17 protein-coding genes are annotated in these 16636 nt (G+C 70.6%); all 17 read left to right on the forward strand.

From position 1 onward, the window contains the following. Positions 1-106: 106 nt before the first annotated feature. The 17 genes from pdhA to pheA all read left to right on the forward strand — a co-directional run bounded on the left by pdhA (position 107) and on the right by pheA (position 16636). The gene (pdhA, locus tag FLL47_RS26410) at positions 107-1249 is read left to right on the forward strand and encodes a pyruvate dehydrogenase (acetyl-transferring) E1 component subunit alpha (RefSeq protein ID WP_144123277.1); all 1143 of its coding nucleotides are present in this window, start codon (positions 107-109) and stop codon (positions 1247-1249) included. Further along, positions 1246-2235, forward strand: coding sequence for an alpha-ketoacid dehydrogenase subunit beta (locus FLL47_RS26415; protein ID WP_144123435.1), 990 nt, complete (start codon positions 1246-1248; stop codon positions 2233-2235). The genes pdhA and FLL47_RS26415 overlap by 4 nt, the downstream gene beginning before the upstream one ends. Positions 2236-2246: 11 nt before the next feature. Continuing rightward, positions 2247-3647: a dihydrolipoamide acetyltransferase family protein gene (locus FLL47_RS26420; RefSeq protein ID WP_144123279.1), complete on the forward strand. Its 1401-nt coding sequence runs from the start codon at positions 2247-2249 to the stop codon at positions 3645-3647. A gap of 9 nt (positions 3648-3656) precedes the next feature. Beyond that, complete coding sequence (locus tag FLL47_RS26425) at positions 3657-4157, forward strand: flavin reductase family protein (protein WP_144123281.1); 501 nt, start codon at positions 3657-3659, stop codon at positions 4155-4157. Positions 4158-4252: 95 nt separating this feature from the next. Next, the gene (locus FLL47_RS26430; protein WP_144123283.1) at positions 4253-5716 is read left to right on the forward strand and encodes an LCP family protein; all 1464 of its coding nucleotides are present in this window, start codon (positions 4253-4255) and stop codon (positions 5714-5716) included. A gap of 123 nt (positions 5717-5839) precedes the next feature. Continuing rightward, positions 5840-7126, forward strand: a complete 1287-nt coding sequence (locus FLL47_RS26435) for an LCP family protein (RefSeq protein WP_246158618.1) — start codon at positions 5840-5842, stop codon at positions 7124-7126. A gap of 51 nt (positions 7127-7177) precedes the next feature. Beyond that, on the forward strand, positions 7178-8407 hold the full coding sequence (locus FLL47_RS26440; protein WP_144123285.1) for an LCP family protein: 1230 nt from the start codon (positions 7178-7180) through the stop codon (positions 8405-8407). A 75-nt stretch (positions 8408-8482) separates the two neighbouring features. Next, on the forward strand, positions 8483-9703 hold the full coding sequence (locus FLL47_RS26445; protein ID WP_144123287.1) for an LCP family glycopolymer transferase: 1221 nt from the start codon (positions 8483-8485) through the stop codon (positions 9701-9703). A gap of 17 nt (positions 9704-9720) precedes the next feature. Further along, complete coding sequence (locus tag FLL47_RS26450; protein WP_144123289.1) at positions 9721-10056, forward strand: rhodanese-like domain-containing protein; 336 nt, start codon at positions 9721-9723, stop codon at positions 10054-10056. Positions 10057-10120: 64 nt separating this feature from the next. Further along, positions 10121-10894, forward strand: coding sequence for a glycerophosphodiester phosphodiesterase (locus FLL47_RS26455; RefSeq protein ID WP_246158620.1), 774 nt, complete (start codon positions 10121-10123; stop codon positions 10892-10894). Between the two features lie 60 nt (positions 10895-10954). Next, positions 10955-12178: a sensor histidine kinase gene (locus FLL47_RS26460; protein WP_246158622.1), complete on the forward strand. Its 1224-nt coding sequence runs from the start codon at positions 10955-10957 to the stop codon at positions 12176-12178. Next, positions 12175-12591: an ATP-binding protein gene (locus tag FLL47_RS26465; protein ID WP_186315915.1), complete on the forward strand. Its 417-nt coding sequence runs from the start codon at positions 12175-12177 to the stop codon at positions 12589-12591. The genes FLL47_RS26460 and FLL47_RS26465 overlap by 4 nt, the downstream gene beginning before the upstream one ends. Positions 12592-12628: 37 nt before the next feature. Further along, positions 12629-13504, forward strand: a complete 876-nt coding sequence (locus tag FLL47_RS26470; protein ID WP_144123293.1) for a DUF5926 family protein — start codon at positions 12629-12631, stop codon at positions 13502-13504. A 279-nt stretch (positions 13505-13783) separates the two neighbouring features. After that, entirely contained in the window at positions 13784-14518 is a 735-nt protein-coding gene (locus FLL47_RS26475; RefSeq protein ID WP_246158630.1) for a hypothetical protein, read from the forward strand. 11 nt (positions 14519-14529) lie between these two features. Next, entirely contained in the window at positions 14530-14958 is a 429-nt protein-coding gene (locus tag FLL47_RS26480) for a transcriptional regulator (protein WP_144123295.1), read from the forward strand. A 37-nt stretch (positions 14959-14995) separates the two neighbouring features. Next, positions 14996-15511, forward strand: a complete 516-nt coding sequence (locus tag FLL47_RS26485; protein ID WP_144123297.1) for a hypothetical protein — start codon at positions 14996-14998, stop codon at positions 15509-15511. 168 nt (positions 15512-15679) lie between these two features. Further along, on the forward strand, positions 15680-16636 hold the full coding sequence (gene pheA, locus FLL47_RS26490) for a prephenate dehydratase (protein ID WP_144123299.1): 957 nt from the start codon (positions 15680-15682) through the stop codon (positions 16634-16636).

A 16636-nucleotide genomic window follows, 5' to 3' on the forward strand; every position in this document is an offset into this window, starting at 1 on the left:
ACTGCCGCAACCAGGCGTCTTCGCCCCACGAGGGACACGACGTGCGCCACCCGATGCGCGGCAGGCACACCCCGTCGCCGACGCACCACTGACAGGGAGAACACGGATGACCAGAGTCGAGCGCGCGGCACCACGCCGCGGCGGCAAGCGCTCGGGGCCCCCCGAGCCGGAGTTCGTACAGCTCCTCACCCCTGAGGGCGAGCGAGTCTCACACCCCGACTACTCCGTCGACTTCACCGATGACGAGCTGCGCGGCCTGTACCGCGACCTGGTCACGGTGCGCAAGCTCGACGCCGAGGCGACCGCGCTGCAGCGTCAGGGCGAGCTGGGCATCTGGGCCAGCCTGCTCGGCCAGGAGGCGGCACAGGTCGGCTCCGGTCGTGCGCTGCGCAAGCAGGACATGGCCTTCCCGACGTACCGGGAGCACGGCGTCCTGTACTGCCGCAACATCGACCCGATCATGCCGCTGGGCCTGTTCCGCGGTGTCGACCAGGGCGGCTGGGACCCGGTGGCACACCGGTTCAACATGTACACGATCGTCATCGGCGCGCAGACCCTGCACGCGACCGGCTACGCGATGGGCATCGTCAAGGACGGCAAGGTCGGCGACGACGACGAGACCAGCGAGGCCGTCATCGCCTACTTCGGCGACGGCGCGACCAGCCAGGGCGACGTCAACGAGGCGTTCATCTTCGGCAGCGTGTACAACGCGCCGATCGTGTTCTTCTGCCAGAACAACCAGTACGCGATCTCCGAGCCGCTGGAGCGCCAGACCCGCATCCCGCTGTACCAGCGCGCGTCCGGCTTCGGCTTCCCCGGTATCCGGGTGGACGGCAACGACGTGCTGGCGACGTACGCGGTGACCCGCGCGGCGCTGGACAACGCCCGCCACGGCCAGGGCCCGACCCTGATCGAGGCGTACACGTACCGCATGGGCGCGCACACCACCTCCGACGACCCGACCCGCTACCGCGTGGCCAGTGAGGTCGAGGCGTGGCAGGCGAAGGACCCGGTCGTACGCATGCGCAAGCTGCTGGAGAAGCAGGGCATCGCCGACGAGGCGTTCTTCGCCGCCGTCGACGAGCAGGCCAAGGTCGAGGCGGTCGCCCTGCGCGAGCGGGTGCTGTCGATGCCCGACCCCGACCCGGTGACGATGTTCGACCACGTCTACCCCAACGGCTCGCCGCTGATCGACAAGCAGCGCGCCGAGTTCGAGTCCTACCACGCCTCGTTCGAGGGGAGCCACTGATCATGGAGACGCTTACCCTCGGCAAGTCGCTCAACCTGGGCCTGCGCCGCGCGATGGAGGACGACAGCAAGGTCCTCATCATGGGCGAGGACGTCGGCAAGCTCGGCGGCGTGTTCCGCATCACCGACGGCCTGCAGAAGGACTTCGGCGACGAGCGCGTCATCGACACCCCGCTGGCCGAGGCCGGCATCGTCGGCACCGCGATCGGCCTGGCGCTGCGCGGCTACCGGCCGGTCGTCGAGATCCAGTTCGACGGCTTCGTCTACCCGGCGTACGACCAGATCGTGTGCCAGGTCGCGAAGTTCCACTACCGGTCCCAGGGCAAGGTCAAGCTGCCCATGGTCATCCGGATCCCGTTCGGCGGCGGCATCGGCGCGGTGGAGCACCACTCGGAATCGCCCGAGGCGTACTTCTCGCACACCGCCGGCCTGAAGGTCGTGGCCTGCAGCAACCCGTCCGACGCGTACTGGATGATCCAGCAGGCCATCGCCAGCGACGACCCGATCATCTTCTTCGAGCCGAAGCGGCGCTACTGGGAGAAGGGCGAGGTCGACACGGCCGCGAGCCTGTCCTCCGCGTACCCCCTGCACAGCTCGCGCGTGCTGCGCTCCGGCGCCGACGCGACGCTGCTGGCGTACGGCCCGATGGTGCGCACCTGCCTGGATGCCGCGACCGCGGCGGCCGAGGACGGCCGCAACCTCGAGGTCATCGACCTGCGCTCGCTGTCCCCGCTGGACATGGCCCCGGTGTTCGAGTCGGTCCGCAAGACCGGCCGGGCCGTGGTCGTGCACGAGGCCCCGGGCAACATCGGCCTGGGCGCCGAGGTCGCCGCGCGGATCTCCGAGGAGTGCTTCTACTCCCTGGAGGCCCCCGTGCTGCGGGTCACCGGCTACGACATCCCCTACCCGGCCTCCCGGGTGGAGGAGGAGTTCCTGCCCGACCTGGACCGCGTGCTCGAGGCCGTCGACCGTTCCTTCGGGTTCTGAGGGGGCTGAATATGGCGATCAACCAGTTCCCCCTGCCCGACCTCGGTGAGGGTCTCACCGAGGGCGAGATCCTCAAGTGGCTCGTCGCCGAGGGCGACGTCATCGAACTGAACCAGCCCATCGTCGAGGTGGAGACCGCCAAGGCGGCGGTCGAGATCCCGGCGAAGTGGGCCGGCACCGTCGTGAAGATCTTCGTGCCCGAGGGCACGGTGGTCGAGGTCGGCTCCCCGATCATCTCGATCGACACCGGCGGCCCGTCCGCGCCGGTCGCCGACGACATGTCCCAGGGTGCCGCCGCGCAGGCCGAGAAGGCCGCGGAGGCGACCGGCGGGCTGATCGGCGAGACCACGGCGTCCGGCCGCACCGCGGTGCTGGTCGGCTACGGTCCGCGGGTCACCGCGGCCAAGCGCCGGGCCCGCAAGGACGCGCCTGCGGCCGCGACCGCCGCTCCCGTGGCGGCACCGGCCCCCGCGCCGGTTCCGGTCGCGCCCGCTCCGGCGGCCCAGGTCGCTCCGGCGGCTCCGGCCGCCAACGGGCACGGCGTGCTGGCCAAGCCGCCGGTCCGGATGCTGGCCCGCACCCTCGGCGTGGACCTGTCCACGCTGACGGGCACCGGCCCGCAGGGCTCGATCACCCGCGACGACGTGCAGGCCGCGCTGGCGGCCCCGGCCGCCGCGCCGAGCGCGCAGGTGGTCATGACGCCGGGCGCGCGCGAGACCCGTGTCCCCATCAAGGGGGTACGCAAGCTCACGGCGGCCAACATGGTCGCGTCGGCCTTCACGGCTCCGCACGTCACCGAGTTCCTGACGGTCGACATGACGCGGTCGATGAAGGCGCTGGAGCGGCTGCGGGCCGACCGGGAGTGGCGTGACGTACGCGTCTCACCGCTGCTGCTGGTCGCCAAGGCGGTGCTGCTGGCGGCGAAGCGCCACCCGATGGTCAACTCGTCCTGGGACGAGGCGGCGCAGGAGATCGTGGTCAAGGACTACGTGAACCTGGGCATCGCCGCGGCCACCGAGCGCGGCCTCATCGTGCCGAACATCGCCGACGCGGGGCGGATGTCCCTGCGGGAGCTGGCCGACGCGATGACCGACCTGGTGGCGACGGCGAAGTCGGGCAAGACGTCGCCGTCGGCGATGTCCGGCGGCACGTTCACGATCACCAACGTGGGCGTGTTCGGCGTGGACACCGGCACCCCGATCCTGCCCCCGGGCGAGGCCGCGATCCTGGCCTTCGGCGCCGTACGGGAGACCCCGTGGGCGCACAAGGGCAAGGTCAAGCTCCGCCAGGTCACCACGCTGGGCCTCTCGTTCGACCACCGCATCATCGACGGCGAGCTGGGCTCGAAGTTCCTCCGGGACATCGGCGCCTTCCTCACCGACCCCGAGGCCATGCTTCTTGCCTGGACCTGATCCTGCGTCATGATCCATGACAGTGATCCGTTCGCGACCCCGGAGTCGGCGCGCAGCAACGTGCGCCGGCTGCGGGGTCGTTTCGGCATGACGGTGTGCCTGTGGACCGCCCCGGGGCCGGCCGGGCTGACGGTGTCGTCGACGCTGGTGGCCGACGGCGACCCGGGACGGCTGCTGGGCATCGTCGACGACGAGTCGGAGCTGTGGCCGGCGATCGAGCGGGCGGGCGTGTTCGCGGTGACGCCGCTCGGCGAGCCGCACCGGCAGCTGGCCGACCGGTTCGCCGGGCTGATGCCCGCGCCGGGTGGCCTGTTCAAGCAGGAGTCCTGGACGCAGACGCCGTTCGGGCCGATCCCGGCGGGCACGGTCAGCTGGGCCGGCTGTCGGCTCGACGACACCCGGCCGTTCGGCTGGGGGCTGTTGATCGAGGCCAGCCTGGTGGAGATCACGCTCGGTGACGCCGTGCCTCCGCTGCTGCACTACCGTGGCAGGTACACGACACTGTCGTGATCAAGGCGGATCGCGAGGCAACCTGCCTGTGACCTGCCGCGCCACGATCATCGCGTACCCGGACGTTGTCGCAGACGCCTCGTACGCTGGTTCTCATGTCCCAGCAGACGCCTGACGAACCCGAGGCCACCCCCCAGGCTGGGGACGCCGGAGTCGAGGACGCGTCCTCGACCGCTCCGGCCAAGCCCGTACAGCGCCCGACCGGCCGGGCTTCGGTCGGCCGCGCCTCGGTGACGCCACCCCCGGGCGGCTTCGCCGACCTCCCCACCGGCCCGTACCCGTCAGTCAGCGGCTCCTCGGGCACCGACAAGAGCACCCCGTCCACCCGCGTCTACGGCAGCTCCGCTGCCGGCGGCTCGGCATCCGACGACAAGGCGGCGGTCCGCGGGTCGGCAGCGCGGGCCACGAGCGGGCGGGCTGCGGTGCCGTCCGGGCCGTCGGGCTCGGCGCGGCCCTCGTCCTCCTCGTCGCGCGGGCGCGGCGGCGGCTCGGCGCGGGTGCCCGTGGCCGGCACAGGCAGCACCTACGGCTCCGCCAAGAAGAAGGTCCAGCCCAAGTGGGGCCGGATCGCGCTGGTGGCCGTGATCGCGCTGGCGCTGTGCGGCGGCCTCGGCCTGGGCGGCGCGTGGATCTACGCCAAGAGCGTGGAGGGCGACCTCTCCCGCACCGACCCGTTCTCGGCGCTCACCGGCGGCCGGCCGCCCAAGACGGTCAACGGCAGCCAGAACATCCTGCTGGTGGGCAGCGACTCGCGGGACCCGGACGCGCCCACCGACCAGGGCGGCCAGTGGCGCACCGACACCATGATCATCATGCACATCCCGTCCTCCCAGGACCGGGCCTACCTCATCTCGCTGCCTCGGGATCTGCACGTCTACATCCCGAAGGACGCCTCCGCGAGCGATTGCGGCACCCGCAAGGCGAAGCTGAACGCCGCGTACGCGTTCGGCGGCATGCCACTGCTGGTGAAGACGATCGAGTGCTACGCATCGGTCCGGATGGACCACGTGATGCTGATCGACTTCGGCGGCTTCACCGAGGTGGTCGACGCGGTCGGCGGCGTCGACATGAAGATCGAGAAGACCATCACCTCGATCCACAAGCCCAAGCGCACCTTCACCAAGGGCACCATGCACCTCAACGGCGCGGAGGCGCTGGACTACGCACGCCAGCGCAAGCAGTTCCCGGACGGCGACTTCGCCCGCATGCGCCACCAGCAGCAACTGCTCAAGGCACTGCTGGACAAGGCCGCCAGCGGCGGCATCCTGACCAGCCCGGGCAAGCTCAACGACTTCCTCGGGGCCGTCACCAACGCGGTCACGGTCGATCAGGAGTTCAAGCTGATCGACATGGCGATCCAGTTCCGCGGCATCCGCAGCGAGGATCTGATCTTCCTGACCAGCCCGCACAAGGGCAGCCAGATGGTCGGCGGGGAGAGCGTGGTCGTCTCGGACAAGGAGAAGGCCATCGCCCTCTACGAGGCCGTCGGCAGGGACGCCATGAAGCAGTGGTACGAGGCCAACGTCAGCCCGCCGCCGTCACCATCCGTCAATAATTAGCCATGAAAATTTCTCGCAAATCGGTCTAAATCCATCCGATTTGGTCTATGCAGCCTCGCGGTGCCGTAGACCGAGCCATTACAGTGGCCCGGTCTACGGCTAACCAGACCCCCGGGGGGACGCGTGGCGAACAAGCAGCGGCGAGGCGGTGCGAAGAACACCGTGCCCAGCCAGCGGAGCCGCCGACAGCCTGCGGACCCCTATGCGGATGGCTACGACGAACCCTCCGGCAAGAAGGCCGGGCACTCCCTGAGCAAGGCCAAGGGCAAGGGCAAGGGCAGGGGCAAGAAGAAGTCGAAGCGCGCCGCCCCGCTCTGGGCGAAGTTGACGCTGACCTTCGGCGCCCTGCTGATGATGGTGGCCGGCGGCGCGATCGTCGGCGTCAAGTCCTTCGAGGGCAACCTGACGGAGAACGTCTCGGTGGTCGACGTCCTGGGCGACGCGGGCAAGGCCGACACCGGCCCCGCGGGCAGCGACCTCAAGGGTCCGATCGACATGCTGCTGCTCGGCATCGACACGCGTGCCACCCAGGATGTGAACAACGCCCGCGCGGACACCGTCCTGCTGCTGCACATCCCGGCCACGCACGACCAGGCCTACCTGATGTCGATCCCGCGCGACACCCAGGTCGACATCCCGGCCAACCCGAAGACGAAGTACGGCGGCGGCAGCGACAAGATCAACGCAGCCTTCTACTTCGGTGCGCAGAACGGTGGCGGCCGGTCCGGCGGGCTGGCCCTGACCGCGAAGACGGTCACCAAGCTGACCGGCGTCACCTTCGACGGCGCGGCCGTCATCGACTTCGGCGGCTTCAAGAAGATCATCGACGCTCTGGGCACGGTGAACGTCTGCGTCGAGGAAGACACCAAGTCCAGCCACTACTTCATGATCAACGGCAAGCCGGAGTACGTTCCCGGCTCGGGCAGCGACAGCAAGTCCGTGGAGCACAGACTCGGCCTGATCGGCAAGGAGTTCCTGCACAAGAAGGGCTGCAAGGAGAAGCCGGGCTGGGAGGCCCTGGACTACTCACGCATCCGCAAGTCCCTCGATGACGGCGACTACGGCCGCCAGCGCCACCAGCAGCAGCTGATCAAGGCGATGGCGAAGAAGGCCAGCTCGAGCGGCGTGCTCACCGACCTCAACAAGATCAACGCCTTGATGAAGGCCGTCGGCGAGTCCATGATCCTGGACACGCACAAGGTGCCGCTGATCGACTTCATGTTCTCCCTGAAGGACCTGGCCGGTGCCGACCTCGTGCTGCTGAAGACGAACGCGGGCTGGTACAACAGCTCGGGCAGCGGCGGCGAGGCGCTCAGCTCCAGCACGATGCAGATGTTCCGGGCTGCCAAGAACGACACTCTCGGGCAGTTCATCCTGCTCAACCCGGAGTTCGTCAACAGGGAGAAGTAACAGCGCCACGTTGAGGGCGACCAACACAACGCACCGGACCTGGGGAGTCGCGTGGCGACATCGACGCTGGACAGAGACGAGCAGCAAGGCCAGGTGCCGCGACAGCGCCCCCGACGGGGCGCCGACACGGACCCTCCTGGCACCGAGAGCAGGAAACGCAAGAAGAAACGCGGGGCCCCGCTGTCGGCCAAGCTGGCGATCACCTTCGGCGCGCTGCTGATGATGGTCTCCGGGGCGGCGCTCATCGGAGTCAAGACGGTCGTCGGCAACCTCGAGGGCAACATCCAGGTGTCCGGCAGCGACGAGCTCGTGGACCCGGAGGCCTCGGCCGAGCCTGCCGAGCCGACCGGTAAGGAATTCGCCGGCGCCTTCAACATCCTGCTGCTGGGCATCGACACACGCGTCGGCCAGAAGGCGAGCGATGCCCGCTCCGACACCATCCTGATCCTGCACGTGTCGCAGAACCACGACCAGGCATACCTGATGTCGGTGCCGCGCGACGTGAACATCCCCGGCTCCCAGCAGAAGATCAACGGCGCGTTCACGAACGGCCTGGGCGCCAACGGCGACTGGCGGGGCGGGCTGAAGTCCGCGGCCAAGTCCATCTCCAAGCTGACCGGCGGCATGGTGTTCCAGGCGGCAGCGGTCATCGATTTCGGCGGGTTCAAGACGTTCATCGAGGCACTCGGCACCGTCCCGATGTGCGTGGAGGCGCCGACCGAGTCGATCCACCACTTCGTCGTCAAGGGCAAGCCGACCTACGTCGGCGGCATCGCGGACGACCACGAGGCGGACAGCTACGCCCGGCGCACCGGTAGACCGCGTGTCCTGCACAAGCCGGGCTGCCGGAACATGCGGGGCTGGGAGGCCCTGGACTACGCCCGCCAGCGTTACCTGCCGGACGGGTCCGGCGACTACGGCCGCCAGCGCCACCAGCAGCAGCTGATCAAGGCGATGGCGAAGAAGGCCGGCTCCGCCGGGGTGCTCACCGACTTCGGCAAGGTCAACAAGCTGATCGCGGCCGTCGGCAAATCGCTGCTGCTGAGCCTGCCCAAGGGGATGGGCGTCACCGACTTCATGTTCACCATGAAGGACATGGCCGGGGCGGACCTGGTGCTGCTCAAGACCAACGCGGGCACCTACAAGAGCATCATGGTGAACGGCAAGTACCAGGGTGAGGGCCTCGACGACGCCACCCGGGACATGTTCCGGGCCGCGAAGAACGACAAACTGGGTAACTACGTACTTCTGCATCCAGAGGTCGTCAACAACGAGAAGTAATTTCGGATTCAACGCCTCCCGGAGTGAGCGGTCCATACGCTGAGAGTGAGGATTTCTCGCTCCCGGGGAGGCGGCATGGCCAGCTCCGTGTGGCGTTCCGGCGACGGCGGGAGGGCAGCGGCTCGCGCCACCGGCGTCGGCTGGCCCTCCCCCGCAGCGGCACCACCGGGGCACGCCTCGCCCCGATCCGGGCTCGGCTGGCCGGAGACCCCGCGCGGGCGCAGGAACACCCACCGCGCGACCCGTACGCTGCGCGCGACGAACCCGCCGGTCCGGCCCCGCCGACGCACCCGGCGCTGGCCGCAGGTGCTGGCGGCGATCCTGGTGGGCCTGGTGCTGCTGGCCGGCGGGGGCCTGGCCGCCGGGCAGGCACTGGTGCAGCGTTACGAGTCGAGCGTGAGCCGCGACGTTCTGCTCGACCCGAGCGCCCGGGACACCGGCGACGCGTACGTGGGCTGGCGCCGGCTCAGCGGCCCGCTGAACTACCTGCTCATCGGGTCCGACCTGCGTGCGGCCAATCCCGCCGCGGGGCAGCGCTCGGACACCATCCTCGTCGTTCAGGTGGACCGCGACCTCAACCACGCCTACGTCATCTCCATCCCGCGTGATCTGCGGGTGGAGATCCCCGCGTTCGGCGGCACCTCGTTCGGCGGGGCACGCCAGCGCATCAACGCGGCGTTCGAGTTCGGCGGGGGCGGCAGCGGTGGGGTGCAGTTGTTGTCGGCCACCCTCACCCAGCTCACCGGGATGCGCTTCGACGGTGCCGCGGTGGTCGACTTCGGCGGGTTCACCCAGGTCATCGACGGCCTCGGCGGGGTGAACATGTGCGTCGACACCGAGGTGCGGTCGATCCACACCAAGCGACTGTTCACCGTCGGCTGCCGCCGGATGAACGGCTCGGAGGCGCTGGACTACTCGCGTCAGCGCTACGGCCTGCCGGGCGGCGACTTCGACCGGCAGCGCCATCAGCAGCAGCTGGTGAAGGCGATCCTGAGCAAGGCGCTGGACAGCGGGGTCACCCGCAATCCGGTCAAGCTGGACCAGTTCATCCGCGGCATCGGGCACTCGCTCACCCTCGACACCGGCGAGGCCACGCTGACCGACCTGATCGTGGCGCTGCGCAACATCCGGCCGGACTCGCTCACCGGCATCCGGGTGCCGTCATACGTGCAGAGCATCGGCGGGGTGTCGTACGTGCTGCTGCAGGACGGTGCGGAGGACCTGTTCCGGGCCATGCGCGACGCCGACCTGGCAACCTGGGTACGGCAGCATCCGGAATGGGTCAACTCGATCTGACCTCTACACTTGCAGGCGTGTTCGCTGCGCAGATCCCCACCGCCACCGTCGCCGAGGTGCCCGCCGACGCCTTCCTGCTCGACGTCCGCGAGGACGACGAGTGGGCCGCCGGCCATGCCCCCGAGGCCGTCCACCTGCCCATGATGCAGATCCCCGCCCGCATGGCCGAGGTGCCGCAGGACCGGGAGGTCTTCGTGCTCTGCCGAGTGGGCGGGCGCTCCGGGCAGGTCGTGTCGTACCTGCGCCAGCAGGGCTGGGACAACGTCACCAACGTCGACGGCGGCATGATGGGCTGGGTCGCCGCCGGCCGCCCGGTCGTCGCCGCCGAGGGCCTGCCGCCGCAGATCATCTAGTCGTGAGCGAGCGCACCGCCGGACCCGGTGAACATGGCGCCGACGAGGGAAACAAGGAGAAGGCGTGAGCCGCACCCCCGACCCGGCCCCGCTGGTCTTCGCCCATCGCGGGTCGTCGGCCGCCCTGCCCGAGCACACGCTCGGGGCGTACGCCCGTGCGCTGCGCGAGGGCGCCGACGGCGTGGAGTGCGACGTACGCCTCACCCGCGACGGCCACCTGGTCTGCGTGCACGACCGGCGGCTGGACCGGGTGAGCGACGGCCGTGGGCCGGTGGCCGCGTACACGCTGGCCCAACTCCGCTCCTTCGACTTCGGCTCCTGGCACACCAGCGGGCAGCCGGCGGGGGTGCTGACACTGGAGGAGCTGCTCGACACCGCGCGACAGGCCGGACGGCCGGTCCGGATGCTGATCGAGACCAAGCACCCCAACCGGTACGGCAAGGCGGTGGAGTACCGGCTGCGGGCGGTGCTGAACCGGCACGGCCTCACCGGCGCGTCCACGGATGCGCCGGTGCGGGTGACGGTCATGTCGTTCTCGCCGCTGGCGGTGCGCCGCTCCCGCGAGCTGATGCCGGCGCTGCCCACCGTGCAGCTGATGGACCTGCTGCCGCCGGGGCTGCGGATGCGGCGGCTGCCGTTCGGCACCCGCATCGCGGGACCCGGACTGGAACTGGTGCGCCGACGGCCGGACCTGGTGCGCCGGCTGAAGGCCGGCGGCCAGCAGGTCTACGTGTGGACCGTCAACGCCACGGACGACGTGGACCTGCTGCTCAAGCTCGGCGTCGACGGCATCATCACGGACCGCCCGGCTGAGGTGCTGGCACACCTCGGTCGTTGAATCATCACTGATCGGTCACAGCCCTGGCGCGGATCAGTTCCGGCAGGCAGGATCCTGCATGTGGAGGTGGCGTACCGCGAGCTGACGCTGGGTATCGCCGCGCTCTTCAACGACCCGGTGACCGCCCGCGGCGGCCTGCCGGCCCTCGACCGGCTGCTGCACCTCGGCCAGTACGTGCTGGGCGTGCCCGGCATGGCCCTCTCCGAACTGCACGGCACCGGTGGCGCCGGCCGGGTCGTCGCCGCCACCGGCACCGCCGACTGGGCGCTGGGCCGTCCGGTCCAGCCGGAGGTGGTGTCCGCGGTGCTGCGCCCCGGGCCGGCGACCTACCGGGTGGAGCTGGGCGCCGTCGACGACGAGGCCTCCGACCAGATGACGTCGCTGGGCAGCCGGTGGATCCTGCTGCACCGGATCGACCTCGACGGGCGTACGCCCGCACTGCTGGGCGCGTTCATGCCGGACGACCGGCCGGCCGACCCCGACCAGCTCGCGGTGATGGCGCTGCTCGGGGCGACCGTGGGCCGCCTCTACAGCGAGCGGGCCGGCCTGCCGGTGCAGAACGCCGGGGACGATCTCGCCGACCGCGAGCTGTTCATCGCCGTCACCAGCCACGAGCTGCGCACACCGGTCACCGTCATCAAGGGGTACGCCGACACGCTGCGCGACCACTGGAGCCAGCTCGACGAGAAGGCCCGCCGCGAGGCGGCCCGGGTGATCGGCCAGCGCAGCGACGAGCTGGCCCGCCTGGTCGACCGGTTGCTGGCGGCGAGCACCGACACGGCGGTCGGCACACTGTCGCCCGGCCCCTTCGACCTCGTCGAAGCGCTTCGCCACGCGGCGGCGAACCTGCCGGCCGACCTGCGCCGCCGGTTCCGGCTGGAGCTGCCGGAGCGGCTCCCGCTGGCCTACGGGGACCGCGCCACCATCCCGAACGTGCTCACCGAGCTGGCCACCAACGCCGACAAGTACTCCGCCCGGGAGCAGACCGTCGTGCTGACCGCCGGCAACGACCGGCGCACGGTGTTCTTCCAGGTACTCGATCGGGGGATAGGGATCGCCCCGGAGCAGGTTCACCAGGTGTTCGAGCGGTTCTGGCAGGCGGACAGCGGCGACGGACGGCGGTACGGTGGTGCCGGTCTGGGTCTTTATCTCGTCCGAAAGACTATTGAACGACAAAACGGATGGGTGTCCTTACGTCCCCGAGATGGGGGAGGTACGGTCGCAGAAGTACGGCTGCCGCGAGGCGACGTGAAGAGGGATGCGCACGCATCCGGGGAGGCATGATCGTGTCGATGGCTGTCGCTGAGCGAGCCTGGTGCGTGGTGGTGCCCCACCACGCACGCGGCGCACAGCAGGCGCGACACCGCCTCGCCGCCGCACTCGCCGGTGCCGTCACGCCCACCCTGCTCGCCGATGTCGTCTCGGTCGCCGCGGAGCTGGTCGGCAACGCCGTGCGCCACGCCGAGCCGCTCCCGGGTGGCGTGGTCCGGCTCGCCTGGCGCCTGCGTACGGTCGAGTCCAAGCAGGTCATCGAGGTCCGCGTGACAGACGGTGGCGCGCAGCAGCTGCCCCGCCCGCGCACCGCCGGCGCCGAGGACCCCGACGGCCGTGGCCTGACCATCGTCGATGCCCTCGCCGTCCGGTGGGGTGTCGAGCGGGACGGTCTCGGCCAGAGCGTCTGGGCGGAACTAAGCTGACTTAGGTCATCCCACGTCAGCTGAGCGAGGACCGTTCATGAGCAAGAAGAATCGCCTGGACAAGAAGCAGCCCAAGCAGCCGAAGGTGCGCGACGTCTTCGTGGCCCGGCCCTTCGCAGGGCTGGCCGCCGAGACCGAGCTGGTGGCGCTGCGTGAGCTGGTGCCCGCGGCGACCGCCCCGCTCACCCTGGCCCCGGAGTACGTCGAGAAGTACGGCGACCGGCAGGTCACCCTGGCCACCATCCTGCCGATGGCGTGGCCCGCGCTGACCAAGACCGACGGCCGGATCCTGCTCGGCCTGCAGCGGCACGAGCGCTCCGGCGATGTGAACCGCGACCTGGCCGTGGCGCTGCTGTGCGCGCTCGAGGGCGAGCCCGGCGCGCCGGTGAACGTGCCCCCGCTGCCCGGTGAGGGTCCACGCCTGGCGGACCTGCTCGTCGACGCGCCGCTGGACGTCACGGTGTACGACGGTTTCGACTTCTGGCTCGACGCGGACCAGGAGCGCGACGCCGAGGTGTCCGCGTCGCTGGACGCCGCCAACGCCTCGGTCTACCCCACCGTGCGGATGGCGGCGGCGCCGGCCGCGTACTGGTGCCGGGTGCCGGAGAAGTCGCACGTGCGCTGGGTGCTGCCCGACAGCGAGGACGTGGCGCTGAACGCGCTGGCCCGGCTGAGCGCGGCGGGCGAGCTGAAGCTCACCGACGAGACCAAGTTCGCCGGCATGTTCCGGGCACACGGCCTGCTCGTTCCGGTGTGGGACCTGCCGTCGGCGCCGGAGGCCGGGGCCTGGGAGGAGTCGCTGGCCGCGGTCGCGGCACGTTACGCCGCGGCGAAGGCCCTCGACGAACCTCTCACGCCGGACCAGCGCCGTGCCCGGCAGGGCCTGCTCGGCCGCCAGCTCACCCTGCGCTGACCTGCCCTTTCACGGATGTTCGGCCCGCCCGTGCTGCTCCGGTGGCACGGGCGGTCGTGTCTCACGTCGTGCTCACCGAACGTTGCACGGGCACGTGAGAATCTCGTCGGCGCGTGGGCGACAGACCTGCCGCATGAGCCCCAGGGAATGAAGCTGAATCGGACATTCATCCATTCATTCGTGCTGAGTGCCAGATTTGTCCCCTGACACATCGACGAGCGAACACGTACGGTAAGGGATACCTAACTCAATGCGTGTCGTTCCACCCGGAGGCACACCATGACCGTCTATCCCGATCGTGCGCCCTTCCTGCGCCCGACCTTCGGACGCTCCCCGAGCCTGCCGGTGCCGTCAGGACCAGACACCGCCCCGCCGCCCGCCTCCCCGGCAGACTGGGCCCGCCGCCGCCGCGCCGACCGCGCCCTCCGGCGCATGTCGGCCGCCGAGGACCGCGCGGTGCACCGCCTCGGCCGCGACTGGCACGTCATCGAGTGGCCGCACGCCTTGCTCACCAGCCAAGCACAGGCCGCCGGCACAGCCAAGCCCCAGCCCTCCGACGCCGGTTTCCTCGCCATCGGCCCCGGTGGCATCTTCAGCGTCTGCATCGCGCAGCACGGCCGCAGCCGCGTGCTCATCGCCGGTGACGTGGTGCAGATCAGCGGCCGCCGGCCGCCGTACATCTCGCAGGCCAGGCGGGACGCCAAGCGCGCCGCCAAGGCCATCTCCGCCGCGGTCGGCCAGGACATCAAGGTGTTCGCCGTGCTCGCCTTCGTCGGGAGTGGACCGATCAGCGTCAACGGCCTGCCCAAGGAATGCATCGTCACCTCGTACCGCGAGCTCGACAAGGTGCTCGACTCCACCGGCCGGCGGATCACCGGCACGACCGCCGAGAAGCTGTCCCAGGTGGCCCGCAACCCCGCGATCTGGGTCAATCAGCCATACGCCGCGGGCAGCGGTTACACCTGGCATCCGGAGGGCGCGACCCCCGGTGACAAGGGCACTGCGCGCGGGTAACGTGAGCAGCGATGACCCACATCGAGCTCTCCCTCTCCCCGTTGGAGCCGACCGCCGTCGACCCGCTGCGCAGCTGGTCGGTGCCGGTTTCCTCGGCCGAGGAGTCCTGTTTGGTCATCGACGCCGACGGTGTCATCGTCGCCGCCTCCACCCCCTGGGTCCGGCTGCTCTCGGTGGAGCAGCCCAGTGAGCTGGCCGGACAATACGTGCGCGACGTGCTGTGCCTGATCGACTTCACCGCCGCCGGCAACGAGCTGGGTGAAGCAGAGCGCGAGCAGATCCCCCCACTGCTCGCGCTCACCTCCAAGCGTCCCGCGCGAGGCCTGCTGCGGGTGCGCGCGCCGCAGGGCGCACCCAGCCGCACCCTCGACGCCGTCGCCACACCGCTGTGGCAGGGCGGCCAGGTCGTCGGCTCACTCAGCTTCTTCGCGGCGGTATGACCGCGGGTATGGCCAACGCGCGCTAGTCTCGTTCCCCATGCCCCTGCGTCCAACCCGTCCGTCCACCCCGGCTCTTCCGCTCGCCACCGCGTGCCTGGTCGGAGCGGCTCTGCTCAGCGGCTGCGGGGTTCCGCCCGAGCTGCAGCCCAAGCCCGGCGGCACCGTGCCGCAGCCGTCCGTGTCACCCAGTGCGGTGACACTCCCGCCCAGCTTCAGCCTGCCGCCCTCGGCCCCGCCGAGCAGCCCCGGCCCCTTCCCCGAGCTGACCGTCACCGACTGCCAGGGCCGCCCCACCGGCGACCAGGTCATCGCCGCCGTGCGCCGTAAGTCGTCGATCCTGCCCGGTTCGGGCACGGTCACCGTGACGAGGCCCCCCGTCTGCGCCGGCACCTGGCAGTACACCGTGCTCACCGTGCCATCCCGCGAGCCCCTGCAGGTCGTCACGAAAGGCGCGCCCGCCTCGCTCGACCTCGTCACCGCGGGCACCGACATCTGCACGGTCGAGGTGCGCAACTTCGCCCCACCCGGCATCCGCATCGCCGCCGGCTGCTGACGCGGCGCAGCCTGCGGAAAGGGGTCGCGACCACAACGCATTCGGCCGCCGACCTCACCCGCCGGGAGCGGAAGTCCGCGCAGCGGACGAGCGACCGGCGGGTAAGGGAGGCTTCCGAGGCCGAATGCCGTGGCCGCGGATGCGGCCACCAATGGCTACGCTGAGGTCATGCCTGGAGTCCCGCCCACCCGCTTCGTCTATCTCGGCCCGGAGAGCACCTTCGCTGAGCAGGCGCTGCTCACCATCCCGGCAGCCGGGCGAGGAATCCGCACGCCGACCCGCAGCGTCCCCGAGGCGCTGGAGGCCGTGCGTGCCGGCGAGGCCGACGCCGCGCTCGTGCCGTGGGAGAACTCGATCGGCGGCGCGGTCGGCGTGACCCTGGACGAACTGGTCGACGGCGACCCGCTGGTGATCACCCGCGAGGTCGTCATCCCGGTGGAGTTCGTGCTCGCCGCCCGGTCCGCCACCTCGTTGGCCGAGGTGCGGTCGATCGCCGCGCATCCGCAGGCGTCCACCCAGTGCCGCGCCTGGCTGCGGGCGTACGCGCCGGACGCGACCGTGGTCGACGTGCTCTCGAACGGTGCCGCGGCGGCCGGGGTGGCCGCGGGTGACTTCGACGCCGCGATCTGCGCGCCGATCGCCATCCAGCGTTTCGGCCTGCACCAGCTCGCCGACAAGATCGCCGACCACCCGGACGCCGCGACGCGCTTCGTGCTGCTGTCGCGGCCGGGCACGCCGCCGGAGCCGACCGGCAACGACCTCACCTCGCTGGCCGTCTGGATCTCCCACGACCGGGTCGGGGCGCTGCTGGCGGTCCTCACCGAGCTGGCCGTACGCGGGGTGAACCTGACCCGGATCGAGTCCCGCCCGACCGGCGAGCGGCTCGGCCGCTACGTCTTCTTCCTCGACTGCACCGGCCACGTCGCCGAGGCCAGGGTCGGCGAGGCGCTGCAGGGCCTGCGTCGGATCTGCGCCGGAGTGCGCTTCCTCGGCTCGTATCCCCGGGCGGGCCTGCCCGGCGCGGCGCCGGAGCGACCGGTGCCGCCTCCGGCGGGACTGTCCGACCCGGACTACACCGACGCCGCCGCCTGGCTGGGCCGGCTGCGTCGGGGCGAGCTGTCCTGA

It is taken from the genome of Catellatospora sichuanensis (genome assembly GCF_007483665.1).
Classification (GTDB): Bacteria; Actinomycetota; Actinomycetes; order Mycobacteriales; family Micromonosporaceae; genus Catellatospora; species Catellatospora sichuanensis.

Excerpts from the sequence above, each read along its gene's own strand:
- pdhA (WP_144123277.1), top strand. The coding sequence starts at position 107 with ATGACCAGAGTCGAGCGCGCGGCACCACGCCGCGGCGGCAAGCGCTCG.
- FLL47_RS26420 (WP_144123279.1), top strand. The coding sequence starts at position 2,247 with ATGGCGATCAACCAGTTCCCCCTGCCCGACCTCGGTGAGGGTCTCACC.
- FLL47_RS26425 (WP_144123281.1), top strand. The coding sequence starts at position 3,657 with ATGATCCATGACAGTGATCCGTTCGCGACCCCGGAGTCGGCGCGCAGC.
- FLL47_RS26430 (WP_144123283.1), top strand. The coding sequence starts at position 4,253 with ATGTCCCAGCAGACGCCTGACGAACCCGAGGCCACCCCCCAGGCTGGG.
- FLL47_RS26445 (WP_144123287.1), top strand. The coding sequence starts at position 8,483 with ATGGCCAGCTCCGTGTGGCGTTCCGGCGACGGCGGGAGGGCAGCGGCT.
- FLL47_RS26465 (WP_186315915.1), top strand. The coding sequence starts at position 12,175 with ATGATCGTGTCGATGGCTGTCGCTGAGCGAGCCTGGTGCGTGGTGGTG.
- FLL47_RS26470 (WP_144123293.1), top strand. The coding sequence starts at position 12,629 with ATGAGCAAGAAGAATCGCCTGGACAAGAAGCAGCCCAAGCAGCCGAAG.
- FLL47_RS26475 (WP_246158630.1), top strand. The coding sequence starts at position 13,784 with ATGACCGTCTATCCCGATCGTGCGCCCTTCCTGCGCCCGACCTTCGGA.
- FLL47_RS26480 (WP_144123295.1), top strand. The coding sequence starts at position 14,530 with ATGACCCACATCGAGCTCTCCCTCTCCCCGTTGGAGCCGACCGCCGTC.
- FLL47_RS26485 (WP_144123297.1), top strand. The coding sequence starts at position 14,996 with ATGCCCCTGCGTCCAACCCGTCCGTCCACCCCGGCTCTTCCGCTCGCC.
- pheA (WP_144123299.1), top strand. The coding sequence starts at position 15,680 with ATGCCTGGAGTCCCGCCCACCCGCTTCGTCTATCTCGGCCCGGAGAGC.